This window comes from Mycobacterium sp., assembly GCF_035314905.1.
Taxonomy (GTDB): domain Bacteria; phylum Actinomycetota; class Actinomycetes; order Mycobacteriales; family Mycobacteriaceae; genus Mycobacterium.
This window is the reverse complement of record NZ_DATFYW010000172.1, coordinates 14,217-28,813: the sequence shown is the minus strand read 5'-3', so window position 1 is coordinate 28,813 and position 14,597 is coordinate 14,217. Positions and strand designations below refer to the sequence as shown.

General features: G+C 65.5%; 12 protein-coding genes and 4 pseudogenes. 5 read left to right on the top strand and 11 right to left on the bottom strand.

Going from position 1 to position 14,597, the window contains the following annotated elements; translation table 11 throughout:
- Window positions 1–114 precede the first annotated feature (114 nt).
- From VKG81_RS14815 to VKG81_RS14790, 6 genes and pseudogenes are all read right to left on the bottom strand, one after another.
- A complete protein-coding gene (locus tag VKG81_RS14815) occupies window positions 115–972 on the bottom strand; it encodes a 3-hydroxybutyryl-CoA dehydrogenase (RefSeq protein WP_324397145.1) in 858 nt (285 codons plus the stop codon).
- Window positions 973–1,247: 275 nt separating this feature from the next.
- Window positions 1,248–1,415 (bottom strand): hypothetical protein, encoded by a 168-nt coding sequence (locus VKG81_RS14810; protein WP_324397143.1) that lies wholly within the window; start codon window positions 1,413–1,415, stop codon window positions 1,248–1,250.
- A 151-nt stretch (window positions 1,416–1,566) separates the two neighbouring features.
- A pseudogene (locus VKG81_RS14805) lies at window positions 1,567–1,738 on the bottom strand (alcohol dehydrogenase catalytic domain-containing protein); the annotation flags it as partial.
- 589 nt (window positions 1,739–2,327) lie between these two features.
- On the bottom strand, window positions 2,328–4,679 hold the full coding sequence (locus tag VKG81_RS14800) for an arylsulfatase (RefSeq protein WP_324397141.1): 2,352 nt from the start codon (window positions 4,677–4,679) through the stop codon (window positions 2,328–2,330).
- A 9-nt stretch (window positions 4,680–4,688) separates the two neighbouring features.
- Complete coding sequence (locus tag VKG81_RS14795; protein WP_324397148.1) at window positions 4,689–5,189, bottom strand: hypothetical protein; 501 nt, start codon at window positions 5,187–5,189, stop codon at window positions 4,689–4,691.
- Between the two features lie 80 nt (window positions 5,190–5,269).
- A pseudogene (locus VKG81_RS14790) lies at window positions 5,270–6,106 on the bottom strand (sulfatase-like hydrolase/transferase); the annotation flags it as partial.
- A gap of 447 nt (window positions 6,107–6,553) precedes the next feature.
- Between VKG81_RS14790 and VKG81_RS14785 the strand changes: the two are divergent.
- A pseudogene (locus VKG81_RS14785) lies at window positions 6,554–7,233 on the top strand (hypothetical protein); the annotation flags it as partial.
- A 137-nt stretch (window positions 7,234–7,370) separates the two neighbouring features.
- Here the strand turns inward: VKG81_RS14785 and VKG81_RS14780 are convergent.
- The 3 genes from VKG81_RS14780 to VKG81_RS14770 form a co-directional block, all read right to left on the bottom strand.
- Window positions 7,371–8,207: a membrane transporter protein gene (locus tag VKG81_RS14780; RefSeq protein WP_324397139.1), complete on the bottom strand. Its 837-nt coding sequence runs from the start codon at window positions 8,205–8,207 to the stop codon at window positions 7,371–7,373.
- A gap of 369 nt (window positions 8,208–8,576) precedes the next feature.
- Entirely contained in the window at window positions 8,577–9,071 is a 495-nt protein-coding gene (locus tag VKG81_RS14775) for an META domain-containing protein (RefSeq protein WP_324397136.1), read from the bottom strand.
- Between the two features lie 159 nt (window positions 9,072–9,230).
- The gene (locus tag VKG81_RS14770) at window positions 9,231–10,013 is read right to left on the bottom strand and encodes a DUF4239 domain-containing protein (protein ID WP_324397135.1); all 783 of its coding nucleotides are present in this window, start codon (window positions 10,011–10,013) and stop codon (window positions 9,231–9,233) included.
- Between the two features lie 180 nt (window positions 10,014–10,193).
- Between VKG81_RS14770 and VKG81_RS14765 the strand changes: the two are divergent.
- Window positions 10,194–10,475, top strand: a pseudogene (locus tag VKG81_RS14765) (two-component sensor histidine kinase); the annotation flags it as partial.
- On the opposite strand, the gene VKG81_RS14760 reads toward VKG81_RS14765, so the two are convergent.
- Together VKG81_RS14760 and VKG81_RS14755 are read right to left on the bottom strand one after the other, a co-directional pair.
- Complete coding sequence (locus VKG81_RS14760) at window positions 10,458–11,171, bottom strand: hypothetical protein (RefSeq protein WP_324397133.1); 714 nt, start codon at window positions 11,169–11,171, stop codon at window positions 10,458–10,460. The pseudogene VKG81_RS14765 and the gene VKG81_RS14760 overlap by 18 nt on opposite strands.
- Window positions 11,172–11,714: 543 nt before the next feature.
- Window positions 11,715–12,383: a TetR/AcrR family transcriptional regulator gene (locus VKG81_RS14755; RefSeq protein ID WP_324397131.1), complete on the bottom strand. Its 669-nt coding sequence runs from the start codon at window positions 12,381–12,383 to the stop codon at window positions 11,715–11,717.
- A gap of 135 nt (window positions 12,384–12,518) precedes the next feature.
- Here VKG81_RS14755 and VKG81_RS14750 point away from each other — a divergent pair, with 135 nt between their 5' ends.
- From VKG81_RS14750 to VKG81_RS21555, 3 genes are all read left to right on the top strand, one after another.
- Entirely contained in the window at window positions 12,519–13,358 is an 840-nt protein-coding gene (locus VKG81_RS14750; protein WP_324397129.1) for an alpha/beta hydrolase, read from the top strand.
- A gap of 20 nt (window positions 13,359–13,378) precedes the next feature.
- Window positions 13,379–14,245 (top strand): peroxiredoxin family protein, encoded by an 867-nt coding sequence (locus VKG81_RS14745; RefSeq protein WP_324397127.1) that lies wholly within the window; start codon window positions 13,379–13,381, stop codon window positions 14,243–14,245.
- Window positions 14,246–14,330: 85 nt separating this feature from the next.
- Entirely contained in the window at window positions 14,331–14,591 is a 261-nt protein-coding gene (locus tag VKG81_RS21555) for a hypothetical protein (RefSeq protein ID WP_414685286.1), read from the top strand.
- Window positions 14,592–14,597 lie beyond the last annotated feature (6 nt).

The following is a 14,597-nucleotide window of genomic DNA, read 5'->3' as shown; positions in this document are numbered from 1 at the left end:
CCACATCTACGAAAGCCGCCAAGAAGCGCTCGCATGGCTCAACAGCCGCGCCGACAACGGATCCCGGCCACCCGGATAGGCCGCCCACCACCGGGTGTCACCCAGACCGGCGGGCTAACGGGTGTATTCATAGAAACCCCGACCGGACTTGCGGCCCAAGCGACCCGCCGCGACCATGCGTTTCATCAGCGGTGGCGCAGCGTACGCGTCTCGCCTGAACTCATCGAAAAGCGACTCGCACACCGCCTGCAGGATGTCCAGCCCGATGAAGTCGCACAATTCCAGCGGTCCCATCGGATGACCGGCGCCCAGCTTCATCCCTGTGTCGATGTCCTCACGGGTGGCAAAGCCTTCCTCGTACATGCGGACCGCGCCGATCAAATAAGGCGTCAGCAAGAAGTTCACGATGAACCCGGCGCGATCCTTCGTCTCGATAGAACGCTTACCGAGCCGCGCGACGAACTCCTGCGCCAGTGCGACCGTCTCGTCGGCGGTGTCAAGCGCACGCACGATCTCGACCAACTTCATCACCGGCACCGGCGAGAAGAAGTGCAGGCCGAGCACGCGGGCGGGATTGGCGACCACGCTGGCGAGTTCGGCGATCGGGATGGAGGACGTGTTCGAGGCCAGGACGGTGTCGTGGCTGACGATCTCGTTGAGCTCCTTCATGATCGAGATCTTCAGACCGAGATTCTCGGGGACCGCCTCGATGACCAGGTCGCTGCCGGCGACATCTTTGAGTTCGCTGGTGAAAGTGACCCTGGCCAGTGCGGCAGCTCGATCGTCAGCGTCGAGCTTCCCCCGTTTCACCGCGCCGTCCAGCGAGCGCTCCAGCCGGCTGCGCGCGGCCGCCGTGAACTCGGGCAACTCCCGAATCACCACCGGAAACCCGGCCAGCGATACCGATTCCGCGATACCCGCGCCCATCAGCCCGCCCCCCAACACGGCTACCGATTGAATTGTCCGTGACATGGCTTACCTCCATCGCAAAAACTCAGGCGCCTGATCCCGATATCACGCCACCGCACCACGGACCCATCCCGCAGGCGATGCCGGGTGCGGTCACCATGAGCACCTCCACCGGCGTGTACTGCGAAAAGCGTATGGATCCCCACCGGTTCGGCCATTGTGCGGCCCAACCGGGATCGCCGGTCACTATTGGCGCGCCGAACAACAGCCACCGCGGTTCACCGATCCCGTCCCGCGAGGCCCCCCGCCACCTGCAACACACCCGACACCACCAGTTGTCACGCGGCGACCAGCCGTAAGGCACCCCAGGTGCGCTGCTGCCGCCGTATGAACCTGGCCGATACCGCGGGGCCGCCGGGTAGCGTGGTGCTCAGCGCGTTGCCGGCGTAGAACACGGTCTCCGAACGTCGCGGCGTGACGACCACCCCGGCCGCCAAACGCAGCAAGCTCGCTGGACCTCGGCCAAGTGCTGGATCGACAGCAACGCCGCGCCACCACCGGCACCGCCCAGCCCAGCCACCGGTACGCGCCGTAGCGAACGCCCCCTCCCGTCGAGAGGAATCACCGGCCGGCGCGGCGCGGGCCACGGCTACAGGTCCGCTGGACGCCAGGGCCGACCTCGGTGACGACACCGGCCAGATCACTGGCCCTGCCCGGACGGAAACGTCGCCAGGATGATCTCGTGGAATACGCCCTGAAGGACCCTGGCTTCACCCGGATTAATACCGGCTGTCTTAACCTCGACCAGCACTTCACACCAAAGCGCCATCGACTTGCCATGGTTCGTGTGCGTCTCGCGGGAGGGCAAAAGGCGAAGCTAGTTCTGCTGAGATGTAGGTTCTCATCCCAAATGGCGGATCGCGACTCTCCTACCTGCGGTTCTGCATAATTCTCATCAAAATGGCGGACGGGTTGTTCTCATCTTGGTGGCGGATCCTATAACCATACGGTTGTGCAGAACTCGCCTTTAGAGCGTGAGTTGGCCTCTGCTTGACCGCCCCTTGCGATGTAGGCGGCTTCGCATTCGGCACGTTGGCACTGTCTGGTGTCACACCGACATCTGGTTAGCAGATGACCGTCGGCGGGCAGCTCAGATTCAGCCGCGCTCATCGGGTGCTGTAAGCGCCGGTGTTTCGTCTATGGTCCAAATATCCACGGCCACAGGCCTTTAGCAGCATAGCTGTCGGGTTCGGGGCCTGGGGAGGGTTGAGCGGGTCGGAAAGCGGCGCAGGGCGGCACGAGTCCATCGCTGCCCGGCCCATCCCTGCCGGTTCTTACCGGGCGCGCTGTCATTGCGGGTCGCCGCCGCCGGGCTGATCTGGAACAGCGGGTGGCCCGATGTTCAGAATCCATGGCGACTACTGCTTGGCGAGCGCAATCCTCATCTGTGCCTCGTAGTCTTCGACGCGCTCGCCGCTGACGTCGACGATCACCCGGTGGATGCGGCCGGTGAATCGGAACGGCGGTGTGTAGTCTGGGCTGACCGGCGCGCCGGTGTCGGCGCCGACGAGCATCGCGCCACCCTGGGCCAGCCGGATCGGGGTGGTCACCGGCAGGTCCCCGCTGCCCACCTCGGCGCCGTCGGCGAACAGGGCGACCCGTCCGGGGGTTCCTTTGCCGTGCTTGATGTCCGGTTCACCGGTCGGGGTGAACTCTATGCTCAGGAAATGCCGCCCAGTCGGTACCGGGGTCGGTGATTTGACGTAGTAGATGTCTTTGGCGACGTAGTTGTGCGCGAAGCACAGCAGACCGTCCTGGATGTAGAAGGTAATGCCGCCGTCATAGCCGCCCATACTGAGCAGCACACCCTCGGTACCGTCGGTCGTTTCGACTTCCGCGGTGATCGAGTACGGCCGGTTCAGGATTTTCGGCGCCGCCGCGGCCGGAATGGACTGTGTCCCCGGGTACAGCACGTAACGGTCGCGGCTCGCCGCGATTTGCGGGCGCTCGTCGGCGATGCGGGTAACGCCGCGGCTGTCGATGGGCAGCACGTTGTACTTGCCCGCCTCGGTGTACCACATGCTGATCATCGCGATCAGCCGGGCGCGTTCCTGGTCGGCGAGGTTCGTCGTCTCCGCGACGTCCTGGGCGACGTGGTAGAGCTCCCAGCCGGTCGCGTCGAGGTCGGTCAGCATGTCGGCGGTGATGGCGTCCCCAAACTTGTGCTCTGATTCGGCGAACGACGTTCCGGGCCAGGGGCAGACCGCGCGCCAGCCGTCGTGGTAGAGCGAGCGGTGTCCCAGCATCTCGAAATACTGGGTGCTGCGGCGAGTCGGCGCGGCGGTGTCGTCGAAGGTGTGCGCGAAGCTGACACCCTCGATCGGGGACTGCGTCACCCCGGCGATCGCCCGGGGCGCATCGATGCCCAACGCGTCCAGGACGGTGGGCACCATGTCGATGATGTGGGCGTACTGGGCGCGGATCTCGCCGCGGGCGGTGATGCCCGCCGGCCAGGACACGATGAACGGATCGGTCGTTCCGCCGCGGTAGGTTTCGCGTTTCCAGCGCCGGAACGGGGTGTTGCCCGCGTGCGTCCAGCCCCACGCAAAGTGGTTGAACACCGTCGGGCCACCGATCTCGTCGATGTGGGCCAGGCCCTCCTCCACGGTGTCGGCCACGTTGTTGAAGAACCGGCACTCGTTGATCGAGCCGGTCGGTCCGCCCTCGGCGCTGGACCCGTTGTCGGAGATCAGCATGATCAGCGTGTTGTCGTACTCGCCGATCTCTTTGAGGAATCCGACCAGCTCACCGAGGTAGTGGTCGGTGTGCTCGAGGAACCCGGCGAAGACTTCCATCATCCGCGCGTAGAGGCGACGCTCGTCAGCGGACAGGGAGTCCCAGTCCTGCACGTCGGGATCGTGGCGGGACAGTTCGGTGTCCGGCGGCACCAGGCCGAGCTTCTTCTGCCTGGCGAAAACCTCGGCGCGGTAGGCGTCCCACCCGGCGTCGAACCTCCCGGCGTACCGGTCGGCCCACTTCTTCGGCACGTGGTGCGGCGAATGCATGGCTCCCGGCGCGAAATACAGGAAGAACGGCTTGTTGGGCGCGACCTGTTTGGCGTCGGCGATCATCGCCGTGGCCCTCTCCACCAGATCCGGGGTGAGGTGATAACCCTGCTCCGGGGTGGTCTCGGGTTCGGTCTGGGAGTTGTCGCGCACCAGTTCGGGGTAGTACTGGTGGGTGTCGCCGCCGAGGAACCCGTAGTAGCGCTCGAAGCCGCGGCCCAGCGGCCACCGGTCATACGGCCCGGCGGCGGTCATCGTCTCCTCCGGCGCCAGGTGCCACTTGCCCACGCAGTAGGTGTTGTAGCCACGGCCGCGCAGGATCTCGGAGAGGAATCCGTTCTCGAACGGGATGTAGCCGTCCGATCCCGGATAGCCGGTGGACCCGTTGGTCAGGCACGCCAGGTGGTTGGAGTGGTGGTTGCGGCCGGTGAGGATGCACGAGCGCGATGGCGAGCACAGCGCGGTGGTGTGCATGTTGGAGAACACCAGCCCGTCGGCGGCCAGCGCGTCGATGTTCGGTGTCGCGATCGGACTGCCGTAACAGCCGAGGTGGCCGAAGCCCATGTCGTCGATGACGATGAACAGCACGTTGGGGGCGCCGTCGGGAGCCCGGGTCGGCGCCGGCCAGGCCGGTGTGGACTCGTCGGGGGTGCGGCCGATCGTTCCCGGGAACGTGGTGCCCGGCTGATACTCGGTCAGTGCCACGGTGTTCTCCTAACGGGTGCGGGCGGGATTCAGCTGGTTCATCAGCTCATCGATGGGAAGGTCGAAGCTTCGCTGACGGGCCGGATAGTCGCGAAACGTCGACAAGAACCGCTCGACCTGCACCCCGACCGGCCCGTAGAGCCAGGCGTGGTTCTCCTGCCACTCATCGAACCCGCGGGCGACGTGGAAGCGTTCGAACGGATCAACCTTCAGATTGGTGATCAACGGCGTGACGAAATTCTGCTGGATGCCGTTGAACCAGCGGTCCTGGGTCTTGAACAGCACCTTCCAGTCCCCGTATCGCAGCCCGTGCAGGACGGTCTCGGTGAAGTAGTAGAACTCCCGACGCTTCGACGGACCGGCGCCGGTGACCAGCTCGGACTGGTCGACGCCGTCGAGATGGACCCGGTACTCGCGCTCCCCGATCGTCGTGCCGTGCAGCAGTCGCTCACCCAGATCGGGCTGGCCGAGCATCGACATGATCGTCGGGATCCAGTCCTGCATCGCCATGAACTCCCGGTGGCAACCCCGGCCGGGACCACACCCGGCCACCGGATGACCACCGGAACGCGGAATCCGCCTTCGAAGCCGCCAACGGCCTTCTCGTGGGCGAAGGGATGATTGCCGCCATCGGGCCAACTGTTGCACGCCGCGCCGTTGTCGGTGGCCCACATCACCAGCGTGTTCTCTGCGACACCAACCTCATCGAGCAGGTCCAGCAGCTCGCCGACGTGGTCGTCCATCTCCATCATGCCGTCGGCATAAATCCCGTAACCGCTCTTGCCCTCATACTCCGGCGACAAGTTGGTGCGGTAGTGCATCCGAGTTGAGTTGTGCCACACAAAGAACGGCGTGTCGGCGGCTACCGCGTCGCGGATGAACCGCTTGGACTCGTCAAGGAATTCACGATCAAGCGTGCGCTGCCGCTCCTGAACGAATGGTCCGGTGTCCTGCACCCGCTGCGTTCCGTCACCGTTGGCCCAACAATGCACCACACCGCGCTGCCCAAAACCGAACTGCTTGATGATCTCCGGGTTCTTCGGAAAGTCGTACTGCTCGGCGTACTCGCCGGCGTTCAGATGGTAGAGAATCCCGAAGAACTCGTCGAAACCGTGCATCGTCGGCAAGTGCTCGTCGCGATCGCCCAGGTGGTTCTTGCCGAACTGGCCGGTCGCATAGCCCAGCGGCTTGAGCATCTCGGCCAGCGTCGGGTCCTCGGGCTGCAGACCGATCTCCGACCCGGGCAACCCGACCGTCGCCAACCCCACCCGGATCGGGTACTGGCCGGTAATGAAGGCCGCCCGACCGGCCGTGCAGGACGCTTCGGCATAGTGATCCATGAAGATCATGCCCTCATTGGCAACGCGGTCGATGTTGGGCGTCGAACCGCCCATCATGCCCCGGTGATACGCCGAGATGTTCCACATCCCGACGTCATCGCCCCAGATGATCAGGATGTTCGGACGCTTGGTGACTGCCTCATCGCTCACCAACGCAGACTCTCACACTGTTACTGCACGTCCGTCGAAATGGTCAGGAGAGACCGCCGCCGAGGTCGCCGTCGCTTTTGTTCAGAACCCGCAGCGGGGGCTGCACCGCCGGCTCGTGGCCGGGCATTGACTGATCCCGAGGGAACTTCCGGGGGCAAAGGCGGCGCTGCCGCCTGCGCCGTCAACGGCAAACCGTCCTGCGCGTGAGTGCGTTCTCACTCGGCACGATAGGCGGACCGCGGCGGGAACCGTCTGGCCAGCGGGAGTGAGGCGCGGGTCCGCGTCCGAGTATGCCCAAGAGCCGCGCCCATAACAAGCGCAAGCGCTCCCGCCAAGGCTGTAGCGGTCCGCAGGCCGACATCACGGGTCTGTTGAGACGGCGACGGCGCCGACATCTCGGTGCTGGTGCTCGATCGGGTCACCGACCAGACGGTGTCCAACGGCAACAACACCGCGATCGCGACGGCGTCGGTCGCGAAACTGTTGATCGCCGACGACCTGTTGTACCAGTCGTCCACCGGACAGATTCCGCTGTCGCCCGACGACCGCCAGGCCCTCGACGTGATGTTGCAGTCCTGGGGATGATGATGCGGGAGAACGGTTTTAGGAACGTGGCGGCGGAGACGCGATCGTGGCGCGGGTGGCGTCGCGCTACGGGCTGCGGTCGACGCGGCGGGGGCAGTGACGGGCTGTGGTGGAACACCATGACCACCGCGGCCGATCTGGTGCAGTACTACAGCATGCTGCTGGACGCCAAGGGCGGACTGCCGCCGGATCAGGCGGCCATCATTTTCAACGACCTGGCGCGGGCCACGGCGCAGGGCGACGACGGCTACCCGCAGCGGTTCGGCATCCCGGATGGCCTCTACGCCGAGCCGGTCGCGGTCAAACAGGGTTGGATGTGCTGCATCGGCGACGACTGGATGCATCTGTCCACCGGCGTGATCGGGGCCCAGTACCGCTACGTCATGGTGATCGAATCCCGCCAACCGACCGACGACAGCAGCGCGCGCAACACAATCACCGAGGCCGTCAAGACGATGTTCCCCGGCGCCCGGATCTAGGCGGAGAGCCGGTCGTCGCGAACTATGCCGCTGCCGACGGAGTGTTGAACGGCACGACGCAAATCGCGATCCCGCGCGCGAGACACCGCAGTCAGTAACAGCGAGCGCTCCCCACTGGGAGGCGAAGGCCCGTTTCGTTAGCCGGCTTCTGTTCGTGCCGCTCGTCGGCGTTGCCATGCGGTGTAGGCAAGACCGAGCACGAAGCTGGTGATCAAGTAGAGCAGGATTGTGGCGCCAAAGCGCTGGTCGGGAAAGTTGGTGGCCGCGATCGACAAAGCGATCCCGGGGTGACGGCACGCGGTCGAGAACGCCAGCACCGCTGCATGGCCAGGCTCGGGACCACCAAACACGTGGCCGACGGCGAACCCCACCACCAAGAAGGCGACGATGGCGAGGATCGTTCCGTCGCCGAGGAGCTGCCACAGCGCCGGCGCGGCGACGATCAGTAGCGCGAGCGCCGCAAGCGACATGATGACCTTGGCCGCGACGGCGACCGGGTTCGCGATTGTTTCGGCGACCCCGGGTGCCGCCAGACGAACAACGACCCCGACAGCCAACGGCGCGAGGACCGTTGTCCCGATGACGCGCGCTATCGCCGCGGGCGCCACGGCATAGTGATGCCCGAAGTACTCGCCGAGGACCTGCGCGGCCAGCGGGACGAGCCCTACGGACAGCACTGCCAACAGCACCATCAATCCCAACCCATACGAATGGTGTCCACCCGCTTTGGACTCTCTGGCCGGGAGCCGCGGCGGCAGCGGGGAAATGGCCAGCGCAACCAAGGCGATCTCCACAGTCGGTGGAAAGTCGAAGCCACGGTCGAGCGCGACGACCAGCGCCGGCATCACGACAAAGACAGCCATCAGCGAGCGCGCCAGCAGGCTGGGCAGGCGAAGCAGATAGAGCAGGTCTGCGAACGTCGCCTTGAGCCCAAAGCCCATTACCGTGCACACCACACTGATCTGGAACGTCACAAGGGCGATTTCTTTGACATCCACCGCGCGCTGCCCCGTCCCCGTTGGCGGTTACTGCTTGGCGAGGGCGATCTTCATCTGCGCCTCATAGTCCTCAACGTGGTCGCCGCCGACGTCGAGGATCACGCGATCGATCCGGTCGCTAAACCGCAGGACCACGTTGGTGAGCTTCGCACTGCCCGCTCGCACTCAGCAACCACATCGGGGATGTAGTTCAGATGCCGCTCAAGAATGGCCGATGCCTACGGGTTGTTTCGCAGTGCGAACCAGGCGATGAGGCCGCTGATCAAGTCATCCGGGACCGCCTTGAGGAGGCGTCGGACACACCAAACGTCTACCCGTTCAACGCGTGGTGGGACGCCGATGGCGCTAGGGCTCTACTGGTTCCGCTACCGGCGACAGCGGTGGCGTCGCCGGTATCAGACGCGCCAGCACCGTGCCATCCGAGGCCAGGAGATCCAGTTCGCCCGGTGCGGCGGCCACGTGGCGGGTGCGGTTGAGGGCCGTCTGCACCGCCATCTCCACCGTCATGACCTCCGGTTGGCACCACATCTTCGTCGAGGCCATGCCGGGGAAAGAGAGATCGGCGCCGGCCGACACATAGCGCCCGACGAAGTGGTTGCAGCCCGACACGCCCGTCGCCGCACCGTCGCCCGACAATTCAAGCGTCGCCTCGACGGAGGCGGGAGGGGCCTCTCCCATGATCTCCACGAAGCGCCAGGAAGTACCTGCCAACGCCGGCGCGGGGGGCTCGTCGAGCGGCACGTCCGGCCCACCATCGCCGGCGTGTGCCCGTGTCGCGAACGCACATGCGGCCACGAGCACGCCTGCCGCCGCGCGCGCCAACGCGGTGATGACACTCATCGGGGCCTCCCATTCCGCCCGAACTGCGCAGATGTTATCCCCGAGATCCTCCTGCGGTCGCGGGCGCCATTACTTGTTGGACTCCGCTGCTCCCCTTCCAGGGCGGGTGGGACGCCATGCCGTTCACCCCGCTGCTGCGACGAGCTACCGGGTCGCGGGCTAGTGGCCGGTCATCCGATCGTAGGTGGTCTGAAACGCGTCCGAGCCCACGCTAAACCCCCCGCGGAACGGGTGGTCCATAACTGCGGTGATGAAAATGACGATGGCGATCAGGACCGAGATGAAGCTGGTCATCGTCAGCTGGGCCCGCACGCGTTCGAGCTGCAGGAAGTACGTACTCACGATCGTGAGGACCGCCCCAATCAAGATGATCGCCCAGAGCGAACTTGGAATCCCTTGCGTAACGGTGTGCAGCCGCTGGTTGCGGAGTTCGACCAACTTGTTGAACTCGCCGATCGTCGATTCGTGGATCAGCTTTTCGCCTTCTGATTTTGGATTGAAGGCATACAGCGCCGTCTCGAACGCGGAAATTTGGTCGTTTGTGCTCGGGACGATGCCGCGTTGTTGCGCAGGCCACTCGTTATCGATCACATTCTTGGTGTAGTCACGAAGCGGCGTTGTGAGCGTGGATCGGTCGGGTTCGGGGTACATTTCAACATCGCGGTACAAGCTGCGCAGGGTCGACGCTTCCTGGCTTACCGTAGTGTCGGCCGTCGAAAATTGTTCCCAGACGGCGACGGCGATCAGTGCGAGGATCAGGCCGTAGAGGAGCGTGACCGCACCGATGATCACGTCGACGCCTTCGTTATGTCCGGGCGGTGGGCCCATGAGCATGCGAACGATCGGCTTCGTCACGTAGTAGCCGACAATGCCCAAAATCGCGAACGCGACCACGCAGAGCAGCCCGAACAGCGGCGTGGGAATATCGTAGATCCAAAGCATGGAGAGTCTTTATACCCTAAATCAAGCGCCCTCGACGTACGCGAGCAATATCAGAACTGTGGATCGCGAACCTGTTCCCGTCTGGGGACGGATCGGCAAGCTGTTCTCTGGTGGCCGAGCGGATCGCCCGGCTCGAGGCGATGGCCCGCGGCTAACTGCTGTGTCACCGGTTGGATGATCCCGGACCTGGACGTCTCGCTGGTGCCGTGGCCGAAGGTGATCATCCTCGGTTTTGCCGGCCGGCTGCGGCTGACCGTGGACAACGCGATCGTCAAAGCCCGTCAAGCATGGCAGTGCGACCCGAGTCGAGCTGTCGGCGGTCAGTGGGCGGGCCGAGATGGCGATCGCCGTCGACGACCGCATCGGCGTGCCCGAGGAGAGTGGTCTTCGAACGGTTCTCCCGCGTTCGAGGCATCACACTCGGGCTGTGGGCTGGAGTTGGCGCTATCTGGTTCTGCCGCCCTCGTGCCAGTGCGAAAACCCTGCCCGTTCAGCCGATTCCTCGTCCCTGAACCAGATGACGTCAGCGACGGTCTCCGCATAGTACGGGCTGTCGGGGGTGTGGTAGAGCATCGAATTCTCGTTGCCCTTCACCGTCCACCCCAACGGCCCGCTACCGTCAGCGGCGCCCCTGGCCGAACCCACGCCATACGGTCCGGGCTCAACAACCTCGGCGAACTCGGTCCCTCGACCACGCGGTCGGCCCTTGTGCCAGTGCGAAAACCCTGCCCGTTCAGCCGATTCCTTGTCCCTGAACCAGATGACGTCAGCGACGGTCTCCGCATAGTACGGGCTGTCGGGGGTGTGGTAGAGCATCGAATCCTCGTTGCCCTTCACCGTCCACCCCGACGGCCCGCTACCGTCAGCGGCGGCCCTCGCCGAACCCACACCGTAGGGCTCGGCGCCCGCCGCCCGCATCCTCGTTGTCTGCGATTCCGAACCGCGTTCCCGGCCGGCGAACTTCGCCGCGGCCACTCCACCCGCGCCCGCAGCGCCCGCTGTCGCCGCAGCACCTCCGGCGCCCGGTCCGGGGCCCCTACCCGCGAACGCCGCGGTCTCTGGCACTTCACGTTTGACCCGTCGAATCGTGAAGGCGAACGTGAACAACAGCCCCAGCACAAAGCTCAACGCCATCAACCACCAGTTCACGTCATGCATCACCGTGCTCCTATCTCACGCGACCCGGGAAGGTGGCTTCGTATTCCTCGGGTGGGATGTAGCCGAGGAGGCTATTATTCGGGATCAAATCCACATCCCGTCCGTCCTGAATCAAACCGTCACCGTCAGTGAGCTACTCAGAGCGGACAGATTCGGTCCTAAAACTGTGGGCTCAACCGGCTGCTAGAAGTCGACCAACGCCACAGGTTCTCACAGTGCTCACCAGCCGGCGGCTCGGTGATCAGCCTCCCCGGAAACCAGCCACAGGGCCGTCAACGGCACGCCGATCGGTTCCCATTAGGTTCTCATTCTGCGTGGCGGATGGCGATGCCCCTACCTGCAGGTTTGCAGAATTCTCACCAAAATGGCGGATGGGTTTTTCTCATCTTCGTGGCGGATCCTAGAACTTGTACGGTTGTGCAGGATCCCGGCGGTGACGTCTGTGTGGTCTCATGAGCGTCGTCGACAGCGTCCAGTCCGTCCGTCCAACCTCGGTCGCTGCGCACGCCGGCCGAAGGTCCGCACCGTCGAGGGCCAACGGCCTCAACCACCGGGCTGACTCGTCGGCCTGGCCGGATCTCCCGGGGACTTCCGGGGTCGATGGGGTTTCGTACCCAGCGAGCGCAAAAAGCCCTCGGCCACTGTCGCCGCGTGGTTCCGTTCATCGGCTTGCTGGTCGGCCGGGGCGGCGGCCACGGCCAGGCCGGCTTCGGAGAGGGCCGCGAGCAGCATTCGCGCGGCGATGTCCCCGGGCGGGATAGCGATCAGGCCCGCCTCCGCCATGCGCGCCAGACCTGCGGTGATCAGCCCGAGGAAGAACCGTTCCTCAATCGCGCGCCACCGGGTCCAGCCCAGCGCGACCGGCGCTTCCTGCAGGGCGATGCGCCGGAAGTCGGGTTGGGAGCAGAACTCGAGGTAGACCGTGGTGCCGGCCGCCATCAGCGCCCACAGGTCGTCGATCGTGGCCAGCGCCGCCGTCACCGCGGCCAGCAGCCGCTGCTCCATCGCGACGAAGACCGCCTCAAAGAGCTCGGACTTGTCGCTGAAGTGGTGATACACCGAGCCTTTGGAGACCCGCGCCGCCGCAGCAACCGCGTCGATACTCGTTGCGGCGTAGCCATCGGCGACGAAACGCTCCGCGGCGGCGTCCAGGATCGCGGTCCGCGTGAGCTCGGCGTACTCCTTGCGTCGGCTCCCGGGATCCACGGCCATGGCGAGCAGCATACACTCCTCGCTGACCGTCGGTCGGTGACCGACCGCTATTTGACGAGCCCCTGCGGGGAATGGTTGACTGACTCTCAGTTGGTCAAATACCGACAGTCAAATGAGTTGGAATCGGAGATTCTCATGGCGACCATCGACCTACCCGTCGGCACCATCTACTACGAGGACAGCGGCCCCCCGGACGGGCCGGTCATCGTTTTCGTCCACGGGCTGCTGGTCGACGGCAGTATCTGGAGATCGGTCGTCACGCAGCTGTCGGGGCAGTTCCGGTGTGTGGTGCCGACCTTGCCGATGGGTGCCCACATCACCCCGATGCGCGACCGTGCCGCGGCGACCCCCCTCGGAGTGGCCGACGTGCTGGCCGACGTCCTCGACAGACTGGACCTGCACGACGTGACGCTCGTGGCCAACGACACCGGCGGCGCCATCAGCCAGCTGCTGCTCACCCGACGACCGCAGCGGGTCGGCCGGATCGTGCTCACCAACTGCGACTCCCACGACAACTGGCTGCCGCCGGACTTCAAGAACCTGCAACGGGCGGCCCGGGCCCGGCTGCTGGGCCCGGTGCTGGCCCTGACCTACCGGGTGCCCGCCATCCGGGACTCACGACTCGGGTTCGGCCTGCTGCACAAGCGGCCGATCCCCGCCGAGCTGATCAGCGGGTGGACACGGCCAGTGCTGACCAGCCGAGGGGTGCGCCGCGACGTCACCGACTTCACCCGACACATCGACAACCGGCTCACCCTAGACGCCGCGACACGACTGTCGGGCTTCGGCGGGCCGGCGCTGATCGCCTGGGCACCCGGGGACCGGGTGTTCCCGATGCGCTACGCCGAGCGGCTCCGCGACGCCTTCACCAAAGCGACACTGGTCACCGTTCAGGACAGCGGCTCGTTTATCCCGCTGGACCAACCCGGCGAGTTGGCTCGCCTCGTCCGCGACTTCATCGGGTCCTCGTCGTGACGTCAACACCGCCTCACCTAATGGTCCGGCGCACCGATGGGGCCGGGTTCGACAAGCGGCTACCCCGGCTCAAGAAGCACTACCCGCTGCCCTTCTTCCTGGCCAACTCCGCGCTGGCGATACATGCCCTCGTGCGGGCGGCCGCCGGTCGCGGCGCCACCCGGCCGGGGTGGCTCGCCGCTGCCGCCACCCACGCGGTCGTGGCCGCACATGTACCGCGCAACTGGCCTCGACGCACCAGCAGCCTGGCCTCACTGGCGTGGAGCAGCGCTGTCGGCACCGCCATCACCGCCCTCGTCGGCGCTCGGGCGGGCCCGATGCTATCCGTCACGACGGTAGGCCTGGCCGGGTCCACGGTGTTCCGGACGTGGTTCGCGACGTTCGGTCGTCGCCCCAGCGACGCGCTGACGGTCGGCAGCCTGCTTCCTGAGCTCACGCTGCGAACCCTCGACGGCCGGTCGTTCAGCACCACCGAGCTGCGCGGCCAGCCCGCAGCACTGTTCTTCTACCGCGGCGCCTGGTGCCCCTTCTGCACCACCCAGATCCGCAGTCTCGCAGAAGGATACGAGCAGCTCGCCGCGCGGGGCGTGCGCACGGTGATGATCTCCCCACAGCCCCAGCGGGATTCCCAGGAGCTGGCCCGGCGTTTCGATGTCGACATGCTCTGGCTCACCGACCCCGACCTCACCGCCGCCGCGATCCTGGGCATCGTCGAGCTCGACGGCGTCCCCACCGGAACCCCGGGTGACGTCGGCACCGACACCGTGCTGCCCACCCTGATCGTGGTGGACGAGAACCTGCACATCATCGGCGCGCATGAAACCAATGAATTTCGCCGGCGACCCGACGCCACCACTGTGCTCGACATTCTCGACGGCCTTAACTAACAGACTGGCGGGTCCCCGATGCTGAGTCGTTTAGAGCCGGGTGTTTTTGGGTCTGGATTCAGTAGATGGCGCAGGCCATCGGGGTGTGCCGGCACGCCGCAGCGTACTCGGCTGGCGTTCGGTAACCCAGGGCCGAATGCCCATGTTAGTGATTGTGTTCGTGTTTGAAGTCGCCGATGACCACCCGGGCTTCGAACAGGCTGTTCCAGTGGTTGCGGTTGAGGAACTCGCTGGTGGCACCCAGCTGCGGGAGCCGGTCGATGACGTCACTGACGAGGTGAAAGCGGTCCGGCCGGTTCTGCCCCGCATGTCGAAGGCGGTGGTGATGGTTCCTTCTTCGTTGTAGCCGCGC

Excerpts from the sequence above, each read along its gene's own strand:
- VKG81_RS14775 (WP_324397136.1), bottom strand. The coding sequence starts at position 9,071 with ATGAGTGTCATCACCGCGTTGGCGCGCGCGGCGGCAGGCGTGCTCGTG.
- VKG81_RS14815 (WP_324397145.1), bottom strand. The coding sequence starts at position 972 with ATGTCACGGACAATTCAATCGGTAGCCGTGTTGGGGGGCGGGCTGATG.
- VKG81_RS14745 (WP_324397127.1), top strand. The coding sequence starts at position 13,379 with ATGGTCCGGCGCACCGATGGGGCCGGGTTCGACAAGCGGCTACCCCGG.
- VKG81_RS14750 (WP_324397129.1), top strand. The coding sequence starts at position 12,519 with ATGGCGACCATCGACCTACCCGTCGGCACCATCTACTACGAGGACAGC.
- VKG81_RS14795 (WP_324397148.1), bottom strand. The coding sequence starts at position 5,189 with ATGGCGATGCAGGACTGGATCCCGACGATCATGTCGATGCTCGGCCAG.
- VKG81_RS14755 (WP_324397131.1), bottom strand. The coding sequence starts at position 12,383 with ATGGCCGTGGATCCCGGGAGCCGACGCAAGGAGTACGCCGAGCTCACG.
- VKG81_RS14770 (WP_324397135.1), bottom strand. The coding sequence starts at position 10,013 with ATGCTTTGGATCTACGATATTCCCACGCCGCTGTTCGGGCTGCTCTGC.
- VKG81_RS14760 (WP_324397133.1), bottom strand. The coding sequence starts at position 11,171 with ATGCATGACGTGAACTGGTGGTTGATGGCGTTGAGCTTTGTGCTGGGG.